General features: G+C 65.7%; 12 protein-coding genes. 2 read left to right on the top strand and 10 right to left on the bottom strand.

Annotated elements, in window-relative coordinates:
* Positions 1-6: 6 nt before the first annotated feature.
* The 8 genes from ACYVF5_RS04330 to sucC form a co-directional block, all read right to left on the bottom strand.
* Entirely contained in the window at positions 7-1,821 is a 1,815-nt protein-coding gene (locus ACYVF5_RS04330) for an ABC transporter ATP-binding protein (protein WP_460943711.1), read from the bottom strand.
* Positions 1,818-3,695 carry an ABC transporter ATP-binding protein gene (locus ACYVF5_RS04325; protein ID WP_460943709.1) on the bottom strand — a complete coding sequence of 626 codons (1,878 nt, stop codon included), beginning with the start codon at positions 3,693-3,695 and terminating at the stop codon, positions 1,818-1,820. The genes ACYVF5_RS04330 and ACYVF5_RS04325 overlap by 4 nt, the downstream gene beginning before the upstream one ends.
* A 412-nt stretch (positions 3,696-4,107) precedes the next feature.
* Positions 4,108-5,481, bottom strand: a complete 1,374-nt coding sequence (locus ACYVF5_RS04320; protein ID WP_460943707.1) for a dimethylarginine dimethylaminohydrolase family protein — start codon at positions 5,479-5,481, stop codon at positions 4,108-4,110.
* A 67-nt stretch (positions 5,482-5,548) separates the two neighbouring features.
* Positions 5,549-7,141: a bifunctional phosphoribosylaminoimidazolecarboxamide formyltransferase/IMP cyclohydrolase gene (gene purH / locus ACYVF5_RS04315; RefSeq protein WP_460943705.1), complete on the bottom strand. Its 1,593-nt coding sequence runs from the start codon at positions 7,139-7,141 to the stop codon at positions 5,549-5,551.
* Between the two features lie 28 nt (positions 7,142-7,169).
* Positions 7,170-7,751, bottom strand: coding sequence for a phosphoribosylglycinamide formyltransferase (gene purN, locus ACYVF5_RS04310; RefSeq protein WP_460943703.1), 582 nt, complete (start codon positions 7,749-7,751; stop codon positions 7,170-7,172).
* A 9-nt stretch (positions 7,752-7,760) separates the two neighbouring features.
* The gene (locus ACYVF5_RS04305) at positions 7,761-8,972 is read right to left on the bottom strand and encodes a cell division protein PerM (protein WP_460943701.1); all 1,212 of its coding nucleotides are present in this window, start codon (positions 8,970-8,972) and stop codon (positions 7,761-7,763) included.
* Positions 8,973-9,101: 129 nt separating this feature from the next.
* Positions 9,102-9,989 carry a succinate--CoA ligase subunit alpha gene (sucD, locus tag ACYVF5_RS04300; protein WP_460943699.1) on the bottom strand — a complete coding sequence of 296 codons (888 nt, stop codon included), beginning with the start codon at positions 9,987-9,989 and terminating at the stop codon, positions 9,102-9,104.
* Positions 9,990-10,013: 24 nt separating this feature from the next.
* Entirely contained in the window at positions 10,014-11,216 is a 1,203-nt protein-coding gene (gene sucC / locus ACYVF5_RS04295; protein WP_460945269.1) for an ADP-forming succinate--CoA ligase subunit beta, read from the bottom strand.
* A 165-nt stretch (positions 11,217-11,381) separates the two neighbouring features.
* Here sucC and ACYVF5_RS04290 point away from each other — a divergent pair, with 165 nt between their 5' ends.
* Both ACYVF5_RS04290 and ACYVF5_RS04285 read left to right on the top strand, forming a co-directional pair.
* Positions 11,382-12,197, top strand: coding sequence for an oxygenase MpaB family protein (locus ACYVF5_RS04290; RefSeq protein WP_460943697.1), 816 nt, complete (start codon positions 11,382-11,384; stop codon positions 12,195-12,197).
* A gap of 94 nt (positions 12,198-12,291) precedes the next feature.
* Positions 12,292-13,779 (top strand): hypothetical protein, encoded by a 1,488-nt coding sequence (locus tag ACYVF5_RS04285; protein ID WP_460943695.1) that lies wholly within the window; start codon positions 12,292-12,294, stop codon positions 13,777-13,779.
* Here the strand turns inward: ACYVF5_RS04285 and ACYVF5_RS04280 are convergent.
* Both ACYVF5_RS04280 and ACYVF5_RS04275 read right to left on the bottom strand, forming a co-directional pair.
* A complete protein-coding gene (locus ACYVF5_RS04280; protein ID WP_460943693.1) occupies positions 13,751-16,156 on the bottom strand; it encodes an ATP-dependent helicase in 2,406 nt (801 codons plus the stop codon). The genes ACYVF5_RS04285 and ACYVF5_RS04280 overlap by 29 nt on opposite strands.
* Positions 16,157-16,200: 44 nt before the next feature.
* Entirely contained in the window at positions 16,201-17,220 is a 1,020-nt protein-coding gene (locus tag ACYVF5_RS04275; RefSeq protein WP_460943691.1) for a glycerophosphodiester phosphodiesterase family protein, read from the bottom strand.
* Positions 17,221-17,232 lie beyond the last annotated feature (12 nt).

Genomic DNA, 17,232 nt, shown 5'->3' with positions numbered 1-17,232 from the left:
ACGGCCTCAGACCAGCGAATCGCGCCACGCCGCGTGCAGCTGCGCGAACCTCCCGGTGCCAGAGATCAGCTCGCGCGGGCTCCCGTCTTCGACGATCCGCCCGTGCTCCATCACGAGCACACGGTCGGCGATCGCGACAGTCGACAGGCGGTGCGCGATGATCACAGCTGTGCGATCGGCGAGCAGTGTCTGCAGTGCCTCTTGCACAAGGCGCTCGCTCGGGATGTCGAGGGACGCCGTCGCCTCGTCGAGAATCAGCACCGCGGGGTCGGCGAGAAACGCACGGGCGAACGAGATGAGCTGACGCTGCCCCGCTGAGACACGGCCGCCCCTCTTGTTCACGTCGGTGTCATATCCGTTCGGCAGCTCCTCGATGAATGCATCCGCGCCAACCGCCCGCGCGGCGGACTTGATCTCGTCGAGGGACGCGTCCGGTTTTCCGATGGCGATGTTGTCTGCCACCGATCCCGAGAAGAGGTATGCCTCTTGTGTCACCATCACGATCGCCCGGCGCAGGTCCTTCGGATGGAGCCGGCGCAGGTCGACCCCGTCGAGCGACACGGTTCCCTCGGTCGGGTCGTAGAACCGCGAGATCAGCTTGGCGAGCGTCGACTTGCCCGCACCCGTCGACCCGACCAGGGCGACGGTCTGCCCAGCGGGCAGCTCGAGCGAGAAGTCGGGGAGCACGACCTTGTCACCCTTGTACGCGAAGCGCACATCGGAGAAGGTGACCTGGCCGCGCGCCTTCCAGAGGTCGACGGGCGCAGTGGGGTCAGGAACCGTCGGCTGCTCTTCGAGCACACCCGAGATCTTCTCGAGCGCGGCAGCGGCAGACTGGTACGAGTTGTAGAACATCGCCATCTCTTCCATCGGATCGAAGAACCGACGGGTGTAGAGCACAGCCGACAGGAGAAAGCCGACCGCGAGCTGGCCGTCGATGACACGAAAACCACCGAGGAGGAGAACCGCGGCGACCGTGACATTGCCGATCAGCACGAGCCCAGGATCGAAGATGCCGAACAGCTGGATGACCTTCGCGTTGACGTCGCGGTAGTCCTCGACGAGTCCCCCGAACTCCTTCTCGTTGCGCTTCTCTTTGCGGAACGCCTTGACGGCACGGATGCCTGTCATGGTCTCCACGAAACTCACGATCACCCGCGCGGACGCCACTCTGGTGTGGCGGAACATCTTCTGGGAACGCTTCTGGAACCATCTGGTCAAGACGTAGAGCGGCACGAGCGCGATGAACAGCACAACACCAGAGGCCCAGTCGACGATGAACAGAGCGCCTGCCGTGAAGACCATATAGAGCGCGCCTGACACCAGCTGGTTGATCCCCGAGTCGAGAAGTTCCCTGATCGAGTCGAGGTCACTCGTCTGCCTGGAGATGATGCGCCCAGACGTGTAGGTCTCGTGGAATTCGAGGCTCAGCTTCTGGGTCTGCAGAAAAACGCGCTTGCGCAGATCGATGAGGATCGCCTGGCTGATGCGGGCGCTGAGGATCGTGTACTGCGCCATGAGAACGGCACCGGCGACACCCGTCAGCAGGTAGATGCCCACGGTGAGGAACGCCGGCATCCAGTCCCGGGATTCGGTGACGGCCGGCAGGGCGTTCGTGATGCCGAGGCCGATGAGGAACGGCCCGGCCACCTGCGCGGCCGTCGAGATGACGACAACGAGCATCGTCAGTGTGACGCGCCATCTCAGGGGCTGCAGAAGGGAACCGAGCAGGCGCAGCGAACGGCGGCGGATCTGCCTGCTCTCTTCAGCCGTGAAGTCGTCGCGCTCTTCACCCTGCACACCGAGCACCGTCGCGCTCACCTCGGCACCTCCTCGTTCTCGAAGCTCTCGTCGTCGAGGCGACGGTCGAGTTCGTCCGCGGCCTCGCGCTTCTCTTCGTCTTCGAGGCTCGAGATGACGAAGCGATAGTGCTCGTTCGACTGCAGCAGCTGACTGTGCGCTCCGACGGCCGTCACAACGCCGTTCTCGAGCAGTGCGACGCGATCGGCCAGCATCACCGTCGACGGTCGATGGGCCACGATCAGGGCGGTGGTCGACGCGAGCACACGCCGGAGTGCTGCCTCGACGAGGGCCTCGGTGTCGACGTCGAGCGCGGAAAGCGGGTCGTCCAGCACCAGCACCGCCGGCCGAGCGGCAACAGCGCGCGCGAGGGCCAGTCTCTGCCTCTGCCCACCTGACAGGCTGAGCCCTTCCTCACCGACCCTCGTGTCGAGTCCGTCGGGAAGATCATGCACAAAACCGGCCTGGGCGATTGACAGCGCCTCTTCGAGAACCTCCTGCGCCTCTGGGCTGTTCGGGTCGAGATCCTCCCGGCCGAGCAGAACGTTGTCACGAACGGATGCCGAGAACAGCGTCGCGTCTTCGAACGCCATGGCTACGTGCCTGCGCAGTTCTTCACGAGTCAGGTCACGCACGTCGACCCCGTCCAGGGTCACAGCGCCGCCCGTCACGTCATAGAGCCGCGTCGTCAGGGCCGTGAGGGTCGACTTGCCGCTGCCGGTCAGACCGACAAGGGCCATCGTCTCTCCCGGTTCGAGCGTCAGATCGACGCCGTTGATGAGGTCGGGGTAGCTCTCGGGGGAATCCTGGTAGCGAAAGTGCACGTTCTCGAACGCGAGGCGGCCAAGAGGCTCGGCGATCGTCTTCGGATGCTCAGGATCGGTGATCGTGTTCGTGGTGTCCATCACCTCGAAGAATCGATCGACGGCTGTGCGTGTGTCGAATGTCATCGAGAGCAGAAAACCTATCGACTCGATCGGGAACCTGAGAACCGTCGCCGTCGCGAAGAACGCGAGGAGCTGCCCCAGATTGACATCACCCGTCGAGAACAGCCACACGCCCGCGAGCAGGCAGAGCGCGAACGCCATGTCCGGCAGCAGAAGCAACCACAGCCAGATGCCCGCGATCGCCCTGGCCTTCTCGATCTCGGTGCCGCGGAGGCTCTCCGCCCGTGATTCGAAGTTCTTGAGAGCGTATGCACCGCGGCCGAACGCCTTCAGCACACGGATGCCGTGAACGGACTCTTCGACGGCCGTCGCGAGGTCACCAGCCTGGTCCTGGCTGCGGCGCGCGATGACGGAGTACTTCTTCTCGAAGACGAACCCGTAGACCCAGATCGGCACGGCAAGCACAAGAAAAATCGTGCCGAGCAGCCAGTGCCAGTAGAACAGCACGGCCGAACCGATCACGATCATCACGACGTTGACGACGAGCAGCACGAGGCCGAACGAGAGCCAGCGCCTGATCAGGTTGAGGTCGTGGACGGCGCGCGAGAGCAACTGCCCCGACTGCCATCGGTCATGAAAGGCGACGGGAAGGTCTTGAAGGCGCTTATAGAGCGAGTTGCGCATCCGTGCTTCGACATGGGTGCCAGGAGTGAGCACGAACCAGCGTCGCAGCGCGATCATGATCGCCTCGGCGATGCCAAGACCGAGCACGGCGAGCGCCCCCAGCCAGATCTGTGATCTGTCTCCAGACGAGAGCGGACCGTTGACCAGGTTCTCGAGCACAAGCGGGATGGCGAGTGCGACGAGACCCGCGAGGAGTGCCGCCGCCATCCCCAGGCAGATGCGGGGCATCGCCGACCGGGCATAGGGATAGATGCGCGCAATGGCGCGCATCGTGTTGAGGTCCGATTTGTGGAGGTGTTTTCTGTCGCCTGGTTGACGAGACATGGGTGTTCTATCCCTGCAGAATGCGTCGTGAGCCGAGAGGGGCGTCACGTGTTGGAACGTGAGACGGATGCCTGACATTCCGCCGGAGCGGAGCGGGTCGATGATGGGACGGGGCCGACTGCGCGTGAGAACGTCAGTGCGCCGGGCCTCAGCGCACTGACCGGAGTGGGCGCCACGCCGACGGGACGCGCACAGTGTTCAACCCGGCCCTGTTCGCGATCGCCATCATGGCATCCTCCTCATTCGCACGTCTGTTATGCGCATGGCGACCACCGGTCGTTGAGAGGCCGGCGTCCCCAGGCAGCCCTCCAGCCTATTGCCACGAGGTGTTCCGGCGCAACGACGCGGTCGGAACGAACGGGAGTGCAGGGAGGGCTGCGTCAGGGATGAGGTGGCAGGGACGCAGCCGCGCTCAGCTGATGCGAACTGAGAGCGCCGAGACGTTGCCGCCGAGCTTCTCGAACTCACTGATGTCGACCTGCACCACCGAGTATCCGCGGTCTTCGAGCATCGCCGCCGTCGCGGGGGCTGACGACGAGATCAGAACTCTATCCACCGCGAGCGGGACGACCGAGACGCCTTCGGGTTCTGGAACCTCGATGACACGACCGAACGCGCTCACATCGTCGAGCAGCCCGGCCGCCGTCAGGACTGTGCCGTCTGGCAGCGCCGTCGCCACCGACTGCAGGTGGCGGCCACCGGACACCGGCACCACAACAACCGAATAGCCCTCCGCCGCCGCGATGACCCGCAGCTGGCGAACGCCCTCGGCGTTCGTCAGAGCGCTGCGACCGACGAGAACCGTTGTGCCGAGCACAAGCACGTCGCGGCACTCGAGAGTGCCAGGGCTCATGATCCGCTCGATCGCCAGGCCCTGGCGGCGAAGCGTCTCTTCGACCCCGTCGACCTCGCCGCGTCGTTCGTCAGAGCCGAAACGCCCGATGACAGCTGTCGTCTCGAGAACAACAGCTGCGTCTGCCACGAACACCGAATCGCTGAGCGCCTCGACGAACGGAGCCTGGGTGGTTTCCCACCCGTTCGCCTCGAAGGCTGTGACGTACGCATCCCACTGAGCGTCTCTGGTGTTGACATCGGTCGAGGACTCGTCGTCGCCTTCGGTGACGACGGGCGACGCGTCTGCTTCGGCGACGGGGTCCGATGAGGTGGTGACGGCATTCGCGCCGTCTGCCGAATCGTCAGTGGAGCCGGCAGCGTCAACGACCGGGTCACCAGCCGCGTCGGAGTCGGCAGCCGCCGCACCGGATGCGACCGCGACGGTCTCGCGGTGCCTGGCGCCGAGACTCGACCCGGGCATACGCACGATGGCGACCTTCCGGTCGGATGCCTGCCGTTCTCTGCTCGCTGTCATCGACCGGAACAGCGGGTAGCCGAGAAGCAGCATCAGCAGCGCGGTGAAGAAGATGTAGCCGGTGTTGAAACCGATCAGGGTCCCCAGGACCTGCGTCCAAACTTCGTCGGTCAACGCGGTACCCGAGGTCAACGCAGACATGACCGTAGCGAGCCCGGCCGCGAGGGCGCCCACGAGGATGCCCGCCGCAAAGGCGGTGACCCGCCAGGTGAGGGCGCCTGCGAATGCCGTCAGAAAAGCCAGCACGAAGAGGGCTACGGAGCCGATGGCGTAATAATCGCTGAGCTGCGTAATCGTCGAGACGTCCGCCTGCCCCGCGATGAGGAACACGATCATGGTCACAAGGTGCGTGAGCACCGAGACGACGAGGCCGACGAGAAGGGATGCGACGAGCCGGCGGCCCCAGTTAATAGACATAGGAGGAGCCTCTCACATCGAGGCTATGGATTCGCCGAACTCTCTCTCTTCACACGGAAAGGCAGCGTCAATGGAAGAAGTGGCGCTCGTCTGAGAAGTACATGGTCACACCCGCAGCCTGCGCCGCCGCGATGACCTCTTCGTCGCGCACGGACCCGCCGGGCTGCACGACCGCCGACACCCCGGCATCCAGCAGGATCTGCAGGCCGTCGGCGAAGGGGAAGAACGCGTCAGACGCCGCAACGGAGCCGGCGGCGCGGTCCCCGGCGCGCACAACGGCGAGATGGCACGAGTCGACCCGGTTGACCTGCCCCATGCCGACGCCGACGGCCGCCTGCCCCTTGGCCAGCAGGATGGCGTTCGACTTCACACTGCGGCAGGCCTTCCAGGCGAAACGCAGGTCTGCGAGTGTCTCTTCGTCGGCGGCCTCGCCGGAGACGAGCCTCCAGCCGGCCGCGACATCCGCCTCGAGATCGAAGCGATCGGCCTGCTGAACGAGCAGGCCGCCCGAGATCTGCCTGGACTCCATGGGTTCGAGGGCGAACCCATCTGGCAGCTGCAGCAGGCGCAGGTTCTTTCTGGTCCGGAGCACGTCGAGGGCGTCGTCTTCGAACCCGGGTGCGACGAGCACCTCTGTGAAGATCTCTTTGACCGTCTCTGCCATGCCGAGCGTCACCGTGCGGTTCGCGGCGATCACTCCCCCGAAGGCCGATACCGGGTCGCACTCGTGTGCACGACGGTGGGCAGAGGCGATCGGGTCTGGCGCTTTGGGACTGGCGATGGCTATTCCGCACGGGTTGGCGTGCTTGATGATGGCGACGGCCGGGTTGACGAAGTCGTAGGCGGCGCGAACCGCCGCGTCGGCGTCCACGAAGTTGTTGTAGCTCATCTCTTTGCCGCCGAGCTGGGTGGCCTGCGCGATGCCCTGCCCTCCCGAGCGCAGGTACAACGCGGCCTCCTGGTGGGAGTTCTCGCCGTAGCGCAGAACGTTCGAGAGCTCGGCCTGGATCGTGAGCGACGACCCGAAGCCCTCTGCCATGTCTGTGAACCATCCGGCGACAGCAGTGTCATACGCTGCAGTGTGCGAGAAAGCCCGTGCGGCGAGCTCACGGCGTTGCGCGAGGGTCGTGCCCCCCGCCCTCACCGCTTCGATGACGTCGCCGTAGCTCGCCGGTGAGACGACGATGGCGACGTTCGGGTGGTTCTTCGCCGCTGCGCGCACCATCGCGGGGCCGCCGATGTCGATCTGCTCGATCACATCGTCGCCCTCTGCGCCGCTCGCGACCGTTTCGACGAACGGATAGAGGTTCACAACGACGAGCTCGAACGGTTCAACGCCCAGTTCACCCAGCTGCTGTTCGTGTGCCTCGAGCCGAAGATCGGCGAGCAGGCCGGCGTGCACGGAGGGATGAAGTGTTTTCACACGACCGTCGAGCGATTCGGGGAACCCGGTCACGCTCGAGACGTCGGCGACCTCATAGCCTGCATCGCGGATGGTCTGGGCGGTCGAACCGGTCGAGACCATCTCGACCCCCGCTTCGGCGAGCGCCTTGGCCAGGTCGAGCAGGCCGGTCTTGTCGCTGACGGAGATGAGCGCCCTCTTGATCGGGACGATGTCGCGTTCGCGGTAGAGGTTTTTGTCGTGACGTGGGCCGGCCATAGGGGATCTCCTGTGTGCGATGGGGTGGTCAGAGTGAGGCGAGGTCGAGACCCTCGGCGATTTCTCGAACGGTCTGCACGAGCAGGCGGCGTTCGACGTGCTTGATGCGGTTGTGCAGTGTCTGCTCGGAATCGCCGAACTCCACCTTCACACGCTCACGCACGATGATCGGCCCGCCGTCGACGCTGTTGTCGACGACGATGACGGATGCCCCGGTCTCAGCCGCACCTGCGGCAAGCGCGTCGCGAACGGCGTGGGCTCCGGGGAACTCGGGCAGATAGGCCGGGTGAGTGTTGATGAGGTGCGGCGACAGCGCATCCACGACGTTGCGGGGCAGCAGACGCATGAACCCGCTCAACACGACCAGGTCGGGGTTCCAGACAAGAATCTGCTCGAGCAGCGCCTCGCCCCACGCGTCGCGTGAATCGAACGACTGGTACGGCACGGTGAACGTCGGAATGCCGTATTCCTCGGCGTGCGAAAGGCCTTCCGCATCGCGGTCAGCGCCGACGGCGATCACCCTGGCCGGGAAATCCGGGGAGGACGTCGCCTCGAGCAGGGCTCGCAGGTTCGAGCCGGTGCCCGAGATCAGCACAACGAGTGAAAGCACCCTCCGATCCTAGCGGCGGGCCGGGTGCTCTGCCGGGCGGTGGCTGCCCGACGCCATGCCGATCAACGCGGCCACCGTCACGAGTGCACACGAGACGAGGCCGACCAGGAGCGCGTTCGGGCCGACGTCGGCGAGCCTGCCCGGCCCCGCGGCACCGTGCGAGAACCAGGCCAGCAGCCCGAGGATGACCCCGGATACAACACCGATTCCGGCCGCGGCGATGCTCAGCCAGACGATCGGTGAACGATTCCCGATGGCTGCGGCGAGACGGGGGCGCACAGCCATCGCCGCGATGAACCCGGCGAGGAGCGGCACAACGAGGCCGACGAAACCGAACACGAAGTCCCCGGTCGGCACCACGCCCAGAAGCGGGACGGCTGGCACAGGACCCACAACCGTGTCGACCGGCGAAACAGACGTTCCCGCACCGAGGGCGAACCCGGGCCCGACCAGCCACGACGCCACCCAGATCACCGCGTTGGGCAGAAAAGCGAGTTGAGCGAGTGTCGTCATCGTCGCGCCGACGACGGTCGGCTGACCGGTCTCATAGAGACCGGTGATCAGGCCGAAGTTGGCGAAGACGAGAACAGCGAGCAGCGCACCCGACACGCCGATCAGAATGGTCACAGCGCCGAGTCCCCCACGCAGGACTCCCACAACCAGGTCTCGATTGTGGCTGCCGAATCGGCTCAGGAACGAGGAGTCTTCGCCGGAGTTCTCGCCCAGGTGCTGCCCGATGATGCCGGTCGCGAGTCCGAGGGCATAGACAGCTGTCGGCAGCACCATCCCCCACGATACCGAGGCAACGTCGTTGTGGGCGCTCAGGTTGACGAGCACGGTCAGTGCGGCGAACACCACGAGTGAGACGGCGCCCGCTGTGATCCACGGCCCCGTTCGCACACCTCGACGGCCGGTGCGGAACCCCATGTAGACGGTCAGGGCGGCGAAGGCGAGCGGGGTGAGGCTCACCATAAAACCCGTGGCGGCCTCGGCCACGCCGAGGCTCGCCGCATAGTCAGGCGGCAGAGTGATGTGCAGATCAGCACCGTTGCCGAGCAGCCAGGTGTCCACGGCCGCGTGCCAGAAGACCGTCCAGTCGACCGCGAACCCGAACTCGACGGCCCACAGCAGGGTGAGCGGAACGAGGGCTATCGAGATGCCGATGGCGACCGTGAGCAACGCCTCGAGCGCGGCGAGCAGGGCGACGGATGTTCGGTTCATGCGAAAGCGAGCCTACCGGGCATAACCCCACGGCATCCGACCCACGCCGGAGCACGGTGCCAACTGATGACGCACCAGAAACGGATGCCGCCCCCTCGATGAGGGACGGCATCCGTTTTTGAGGTTGGATCAGAGCGCGTTGATGATCTCTCGTGCGAGGTTCGCGGTCTCGCTCGGCGTTTTGCCGACCTTGACCCCGGCGGCCTCGAGCGCTTCTTTTTTGGCCTGGGCGGTTCCGGCCGAACCCGAGACGATCGCGCCGGCGTGGCCCATCGTCTTGCCCTCCGGAGCGGTGAAGCCGGCGACATAGCCGATGACGGGCTTCGTCATGTTGGCCTTGATGAAGTCGGCCGCACGTTCTTCGGCGTCTCCGCCGATCTCACCGATCATCACGATCGCCTTGGTCTCTGGATCCGCTTCGAACGCGGCGAGCGCGTCGATGTGCGTGGTGCCGATGATCGGGTCTCCCCCGATGCCGATGGCCGTCGAGAAGCCGATCTCGCGCAGTTCGTACATCATCTGGTAGGTGAGCGTTCCCGACTTCGAGACGAGTCCGATCGGCCCCTTGCCCGTGATGTTCGCGGGGGTGATGCCCACAAGGGATTCCCCGGGGGTGATGATGCCAGGGCAGTTGGGGCCGATGATGCGCGTCACCTCGCCCTTCTGCTGTGCATAGGCCCAGAACTCGGCCGAGTCGCCGACGGGAACACCCTCTGTGATGATCACCAGCAGGGGGATCTCGGCGTCGATGGCCTCGATGACGGCGTCCTTGGTGAATGCCGGTGGCACAAACGCGATCGACACGTCTGCGCCGGTCTTCTCCATCGCCTCTGCGACGGTTCCGAAAACGGGCAGTTCGACGTCACCGTGCACAACGCTTGTGCCGGCCTTGCGGGCGTTGACGCCGCCGACGACGTTGGTGCCGGCCTTGAGCATCAGCGCCGTGTGCTTGGTGCCCTCACCACCGGTGATGCCCTGGACGATGACCTTGGAGTCCTTGTTGAGAAAGATCGACATATCTGTTTTCCTTGGCTTCTTGTCTCAGCGGGCGGCGTTGGCGAGTTCGGCGGCCTTGTCGGCGCCTTCGTCCATGGTGGCGGCGTTCGTGACCAGCGGGTGGTTCGCCTCGTTCAGAATGCGGCGGCCCTCTTCGACGTTGTTGCCGTCGAGGCGCACGACGAGCGGTTTGTTCGCGGCGCTGCCGAGTTCGGCGAGGGCCCCGACGATCCCCTTGGCGACGGCGTCGCAGGCGGTGATGCCGCCGAAGACGTTGACGAAGACGCTCTTCACCTGTTCGTCGCCGAGAATCACGTCGAGTCCTGCTGCCATCACTTCGGCGGATGCTCCACCGCCGATGTCGAGAAAGTTCGCGGGCTTCACACCACCGTGGGCTTCGCCGGCATAGGCGACCACGTCGAGGGTCGACATCACGAGCCCCGCACCGTTGCCGATGACGCCGACCTCACCGTCGAGCTTCACGTAGTTGAGGTCCTGCTCCTTGGCCTTGGCCTCGAGGGGATCTGCGGCGCTCTTGTCTTCGAGCTTCGCGTGGCCCGGGTGGCGGAATGCGGCGTTCTCGTCGATCGTCACCTTGCCGTCGAGGGCGATGACGTCGCCCTCTTCGGTCAGCACGAGCGGGTTCACCTCGACGAGAGTGGCGTCTTCACCCTTGTAGACGTCGTACAGCTTGACGAACACGTTCGCCACCTTGTCGACGAGTTCGTCGGGGAACTTCGCGGCCACGGCGATCTCGCGCGCCTTCGCCTCATCGATTCCGGCGAGCGGGTCGACCTCGACGCGGGCGAGAGCCTCTGGCCTCTCGACCGCGAGCTGCTCGATCTCAACGCCGCCCTCGACGCTGGTGAGCGACAGGTAGGAGCGGTTGGACCGGTCGAGCAGCACAGAGAAGTAATACTCTTCAGCGATCCGCGCCCCGGCGGCGACCATGACGCGCTTGACGACATGGCCCTTGATGTCGAGGCCGAGGATCGCTTTCGCCGCTTCTTCGGCTTCGTCGGGGTTCTTGGCGACTTTGACGCCGCCTGCCTTGCCACGACCGCCGGTCTTCACCTGGGCCTTGACGACGACGACCCCACCGAGCTTCTCAGCGGCCGCACGCACCTCCTCCGGCGTGTCAGCGACGATGCCGGCGAGCACCGGCACCTCGTACTTTTCGAATAGGTCTCTTGCCTGGTACTCGTAAAGGTCCACGTGCTGGTTCCTAACCGCGTTGCTGCGTCGAATCTGAGTGCATCGAAATCGGATACATGAATGTCACGCTGGGGGTGGTGTCACCGCGCGAGAGTATCTCGATACCGCGAGATTTCACCCCTACGACTTTACCCCGTCCTGCACTCCGCCGATGACGCGTGACGGACTCGCTCAGGGACCGGCGCTATCGTGACACCCGTGCAGAGACTCACAGACATCGCGGCTGAGGGGGTGCTCGTCGCCGGTGGCGGTCGCGCGATCCTGCTGCAGATCGCCCACCCGCTTGTCGGCGCCGGGGTCGCCGCGCACAGCGATTTCGCGCACCGGCCGCTGGATCGGCTCCACGCGACCCTGACCTTCGTCTATGTCGTCGCCTATGGGTCCGCCGCCGAGAAGCAGGCCGTCGCCACACGCGTGAACCACGCCCACGGCCCTGTGCGCTCCGCCGACGGCGAACCGGCATACTCGGCGTTCGACCCGGCTCTGCAGCTCTGGGTCGCGGCGACGCTCTATGACACGGCGATCACGGTGTATGAACCGGTTTTCGGCGCACTCGACGAGCAGAGCGCAGAGCGGGTGTACCGGGACTATGCGGTGCTCGGAACCTCACTGCAGATGCCGGCGGAGCTCTGGCCCTCTGACCGTGCCGCGTTCCGAGAGTGGTGGCAGGCCCGTCTGTCAGAGCTTGACGTCACGGATGCCTCCAGGCGGGTCGCCCATGACCTTCTGCACCCGGTCGCGGCTCCGCTCTGGCTGCGCACGGTGATGCCGTTGGCGAGGCTGGTGACGTGCGGGCTTCTCGAACCGGAGCTTCGAGACGCATTCGCGCTCGACTGGAGCGAGAGGCACGAGCGTCGGTTCGGACGTGTGATGACGGTGACGCGAGTCGTGTGGCCGAGGCTTCCACGCCGTCTTCGCCACTGGCCCGCACGCCACTATCTGCGCCGCTTTCGTGCGGCCGGCGTCGCGGCTGACATCGCCGACCCGCACGCAGACGCAGGATCCCCGCACTGAGAGGGGTTCTGCACAACCCGGGCACCGCACGAACGTTCTGCACCGATGACGACCGCCCCGGCATCCGCCCGCCGTCAGCAAGAAGACTGCTGGCATGTCGAACTCAACCAGGTCCCCCGTCTCTTATGTCCATCTCATCATCGCCCTCGTCGTCGCTCTCGTCGGCAGCGTCTGGATGACCGCTCCCGCGCAGGCGACGACTGTCACCGGGCGCGGTGTCGGGTATTACTCCGCAGATTCCGGCGGCTTCTGGCTCGGCTCATGGCGCCTGGACGACGGTCGCACGGCCTTCTGCGTCAACAGCGACCGCGGCACTCCGAACGGCGGCTCGTTCACACCCGTCGACGGCGCGGACTGGTACTCGGACGACAACGCCGCAAAACTCGCGTACATCTCGCGAACGTGGGCTGCCTCGGCAGACCCGGCGACCGCCGCAGCCGGCCAGATCGCCACCTGGTCCATCACCGGTCTCGGTCGCTACACGGTGGAGCAGTATGCCGCGAAGGCCGGGCCAGACGCCGACCGGGTGCTGGCGCTCACCGGGCAGATGCTGGCCGAGACCGAGGCGAACGCCACGCGTGGTGTCACCGCGACGCTCACCCTCTCTGCGGCGGAGTCGGTTCCCGGTCCTTCGCTGAAAGCCGATCTCATCGTCGATTCGCTCCGTCAGGGGTCTGCGGTTCTGCCGGCGGGCGCGCACGAGGGAACAGCGACGCTGGCGGGCGGAGCGACCTTCGCAGACGGCAGCACCACGAAGACGATCACGAACGGGGTGCGACACCCGATTCTGCAGACCAGTGCCGAGAGGGTGCTCGAGGTGAGCGCGACGGTCCGATTCACCTCGCTCCCCTATGGCCTGTCCCTGTCGATGGGCGAGAGCACGAGCGGTGCGCAGAACCTGCTCATCGCATCGACGGCGACGGCAACCGCAACGGCGGACGCCGAGACGGAGGGTCCCTCGGTGTTTCCGTTCCAGCCCGTTGTGAGCACGCAGACGAGTGCGGCTGAAGCCCAACCGGGAACCGCCGTGCACGACGTCGTCACTCTCGACGTGGCTCCGAGCGAGGGACACACATCGGAGTGGGGCGTCTACGGGCCCCCGGGCGGCCCCTACTCGCCTATTCCCGTGACGATCCGGAGTCGTCTGCTCGGGCCGTTCACCGACCCGGTCGTCGAGGCGGACGCCCCGCCCGCTGATGCCCCGGTCGTGTGCGACGTGCAACTCGTTGTGACGACCGGGCCAGGGGAATACACAACACCGGAGTGCACACTCCCCGCAGCCGGTTACTACGTCTGGGTGGAGCGGATCGTTCCCGGCGACACCCCTCACGAGCAGGGCGGTGGGCGGATCGCGCCCTGGGAATCGCGGTTCGGTGTGGCATCGGAGATCACGCTGGTGCCGTTCCCCGTGCCAGAGACGCCGGTGCCAGAAGCGCCCGCGCCCAACCCGCCCGCGCCGCCCGAGCTCGCTGAGACCGGTGCCGCTGGGCCTGTTGCCGGGCTGTTGATCGCAGCGGTCTTCGCCCTCGGGGGCCTGGTGATGATGGCTCGCGCTAGAGCTTCTCGATCGGCGCGATCTTGATCAGCAGCTTCTTGGTTCCGGCAGCGTCGAACTGCACGTGGGCCACTCGTTTCGGGCCCTCACCGGTCACGGCGTTCACACGACCGTCGCCGAAATCGCTGTGACGGATGCGGTCACCGGGAACCAGCTCGAGATCGCCGTTGTCACGCACCTGGTTGGTCACGCGGTTCGGCCAGTCTCGTTTCTCGGTGAGCGGTTTCGAGGCCAGATCGTTGCCGCCGGACCATCGGGAACGGTTCGCGTTGAGCGCCCTCGGCTGTGTGCCACCCCTGGAGTTCGCCATACCAGGCGACTGGCGCCACTCGATCAGCTCGGCGGGAATCTCTTGCAGGTACCTGCTCGGCATGGCCACGGCCGTCTCGCCGTACTGCGCCCGCGTCATCGCAAGAGACAGATACAGTCGCTTGCGCGCCCTGGTGATGCCCACGTAGAACAGCCGTCGTTCTTCAGCCGGCCCGCCCGGTTCAGACGCAGACATCTTGTGCGGCAGCAGGTCCTCTTCGACGCCGGTCAGGAACACGGCGTCATATTCGAGGCCCTTGGCCGTGTGCAGGGTCATCAGCGAGACGGTTCCAGAGGAATCGTCGAGCTCGTCGGCTGCGGCGACGAGCGACACCTCGGTCAAGAAGTCGACGAGGCCGCCGTCTGGGTTGTTGCGCTCGAACTCTTTCGACACGGCGACGAGTTCTTCGATGTTCTCGGCCCTCGCCTCATCCTGGGGGTCGCGACTCGCCCTCAGCGTGTCGACGAGTCTGCTCTGGGTGATGAGCAGCGACAGCACCTCAGACACCTTGCCCTGCTCCACGAGCGCGGCGCCCTCGTCGAGCAGCGCCGAAAGCGACAGGATCGCGTTCGTCACCTTCGGCCCGAGGCCGAGCGACGAGGCCTCACGCATCGCCTCTCTGAAGCTGATCCCGTTGGCCTCGGCGAAACTCGCGAGCTGGGTCTCGGTGGCCGGGCCGATTCCGCGCTTCGGCGTGTTGAGGATGCGCCGGAGCGCGAGGGGGTCCGCCGGGTTGGCGACAGAGACCAGGTAGGCGACGGCATCCTTGATCTCTGCCCGCTCATAGAACTTCGTGCCGCCCATGATCCGATACGGCAACGCCGAGCGGATGAAGATCTCTTCAAGCGCTCTCGTCTGCGCATTGGTGCGGTAGAACACCGCGATGTCGCTGTATGCGGTGCCGGCGCCATGCAGCTTCTCGATCTCGTCTGCCACGAACTGCGCTTCGTCGTGCCCGGAGTACCCCGTGTAGCCCACGATCTTCTCGCCGTCGCCGACGGCGGTCCACAGCTTCTTCTCTTTGCGGTCGAAGTTGTTGCCGATGACGGCGTTCGCCGCAGAGAGGATGTTCTGGGTCGATCGGTAGTTCTGCTCGAGCAGCACCACCTTGGCGCCCGGAAAATCGCGTTCGAACTCGACGATGTTGCGGATGTCCGCTCCGCGGAACGCATAGATCGACTGGTCGGAGTCGCCGACGACCGTGAGCGACGCCCCTCGTTCGTCTGCCGATGAGATCAGCGCACCCGCTTCAGGCTGCGGAGCACGGGTCAGCTCCCTGATCAGGGAGTACTGGGCGTGGTTGGTGTCTTGGTATTCGTCGACGAGGATGTGCCTGAATCGCTTCTGATACAGGGCGGCGACCTGCGGAAAGGCACGGAACAGGAACACCGTCTGCCCGATGAGGTCGTCGAAGTCGAACGCGTTCGCCGCGGTGAGCGATCGGGTGTATTGCCGGAAGATCTGCAGGAACGCCGCCTCGCGCGGATCGCTGAGGTTCACGTCACGTGCAAAGGTCTCGACGTCGGCCAGCTCGTTCTTGAGCTTCGAGATGCGCGCAGAGACGTTCGCGGGTGTGAACCCGAGCACGTCGGCATCGAGGTCTTTGATGATGCGCTTGATGAGCACACGGGTGTCGGAGGAATCGTAGATCGTGAAGTTCTTGGTGAACCCGAAGTTCTCGGCCTCACGCCGCAGAATCCTCACACACGCCGAGTGGAACGTCGAGATCCACATACCCTGAGCACCCTGCCCGAGCAACGCCTCGACGCGCTCGCGCATCTCGCTCGCCGCCTTGTTCGTGAAGGTGATCGCCAGGATCTGGCTGGGCCATGCCTCGCGGTTCTCGATGAGGCTGGCGATCCGGTGGGTGAGCACTCGCGTTTTTCCCGAGCCGGCGCCCGCGACGATGAGCAGAGCCTGACCGCGGTATTCGACGGCCTCACGCTGCTCGGGGTTCAGCCCGTGCAGCAGCCGGCTGCCCGCGCTGCCGAGATCGCTGCCGCCGAGCGTCGCCGTCGCCGACCCGTCCATGATCACCGGGGTGCTGTGCGAGGAACGCGGGGGCGCCTGATCGTCTTGAGTGCTGCTCGCCATATCGATTCCAGTGTACGTGGCGCCGCTGACACCGGCCTGCGCGTTCAGCTCGAGGCGGCATCCCTCACGGCGATGCCGAGGTCCGTGTGATCGACGAAGATCCCGTCGACCCCCGTGTCGAGGATGAGGCCGAATTCACCGCGCCAGTCCCCGAACGCCCCGCGGTCGTCGCCGCGCCGAAAGCTCTTCGCCAGAAACACGTTCTCCGGCCGCAGCGTCCACGTGTACACATCGAGGCCGCGGGTGTGCGCCCGTTCCACCAGATCGGATGCCCCGAGCGCCTCGCCGCCTTCATCAACGCCCATCAGCAGAGACTTGTCGACGCTGATGCCGTCGACTCCGCCGACGAGAGCATCGAGTCCGGCATCCGTCATCGCTGCCGCATAGTCAGGAGCGTCAGATCCCATCGACGCGACAAGGTCGGCCGGCGCACCGGCCTTCTCGATCAGGTAGACATACCGCGCATCGAGACCGCGCTGCCGCAGTCGGGTGAGCACGGACTGCTCGAAGCTCTCGATCACGAGCCGGTCGCCGGCGTAGCCCGTGTGCTCCAGCTCTGCCGCGAGCAGCTCGTCGAGCGGAAGCCCGAGCCCGGCGAAATAGGTCGGGTGCTTGATCTCGACGACGATCCCGAGCTCACGCCGGCGCCGCTCCGACGCTCTCTCGACGATGGCCAACAGGTCGCGCAGGCGCAGAATTCCCTCTGTGCCGTCGAAGCGCGCGCTCGACGCGCGAAGCTCGGGGATCCTCTCCCGCAACGTCAGGGTCTGCAGTTCGGGCCAGGTGAAGTCCTCGGTGAACCACCCCGTGAGCGTCTGGCCGTCGATCTCTTTTGTGGTTCTGCGGTCGGCGAGCTCAGGGTGGTCTGCGACATCCGTCGTCGCCCCGATCTCGTTCTCGTGCCTCAGCACCAACACGCCGTCCCTCGTCGCGACAATGTCCGGCTCGACGGCGTCCGCCCCCATCTCGAACGCGAGTTCGTATCCAGACGCCGTGTGCTCCGGGCGATAGCCGGGAGCGCCGCGGTGCCCGATGACGATCGGATGCTTCGGGGCTCCTGTCATGCGGCCAGTCTA

The sequence above is a fragment of the Okibacterium endophyticum genome (assembly GCF_054780075.1).
The sequence above is the reverse complement of the archived record's forward strand: the minus strand, read 5'-3'. Positions and strand labels throughout refer to the sequence as shown.

What these genes read in the sequence shown, in the direction of transcription:
- ACYVF5_RS04325 (WP_460943709.1), bottom strand. Translation starts at nt 3,695, where the DNA reads ATGTCTCGTCAACCAGGCGACAGAAAACACCTCCACAAATCGGACCTC.
- sucD (WP_460943699.1), bottom strand. Translation starts at nt 9,989, where the DNA reads ATGTCGATCTTTCTCAACAAGGACTCCAAGGTCATCGTCCAGGGCATC.
- ACYVF5_RS04305 (WP_460943701.1), bottom strand. Translation starts at nt 8,972, where the DNA reads ATGAACCGAACATCCGTCGCCCTGCTCGCCGCGCTCGAGGCGTTGCTC.
- ACYVF5_RS04320 (WP_460943707.1), bottom strand. Translation starts at nt 5,481, where the DNA reads ATGTCTATTAACTGGGGCCGCCGGCTCGTCGCATCCCTTCTCGTCGGC.
- ACYVF5_RS04285 (WP_460943695.1), top strand. Translation starts at nt 12,292, where the DNA reads ATGTCGAACTCAACCAGGTCCCCCGTCTCTTATGTCCATCTCATCATC.
- ACYVF5_RS04275 (WP_460943691.1), bottom strand. Translation starts at nt 17,220, where the DNA reads ATGACAGGAGCCCCGAAGCATCCGATCGTCATCGGGCACCGCGGCGCT.
- purH (WP_460943705.1), bottom strand. Translation starts at nt 7,141, where the DNA reads ATGGCCGGCCCACGTCACGACAAAAACCTCTACCGCGAACGCGACATC.
- ACYVF5_RS04280 (WP_460943693.1), bottom strand. Translation starts at nt 16,156, where the DNA reads ATGGCGAGCAGCACTCAAGACGATCAGGCGCCCCCGCGTTCCTCGCAC.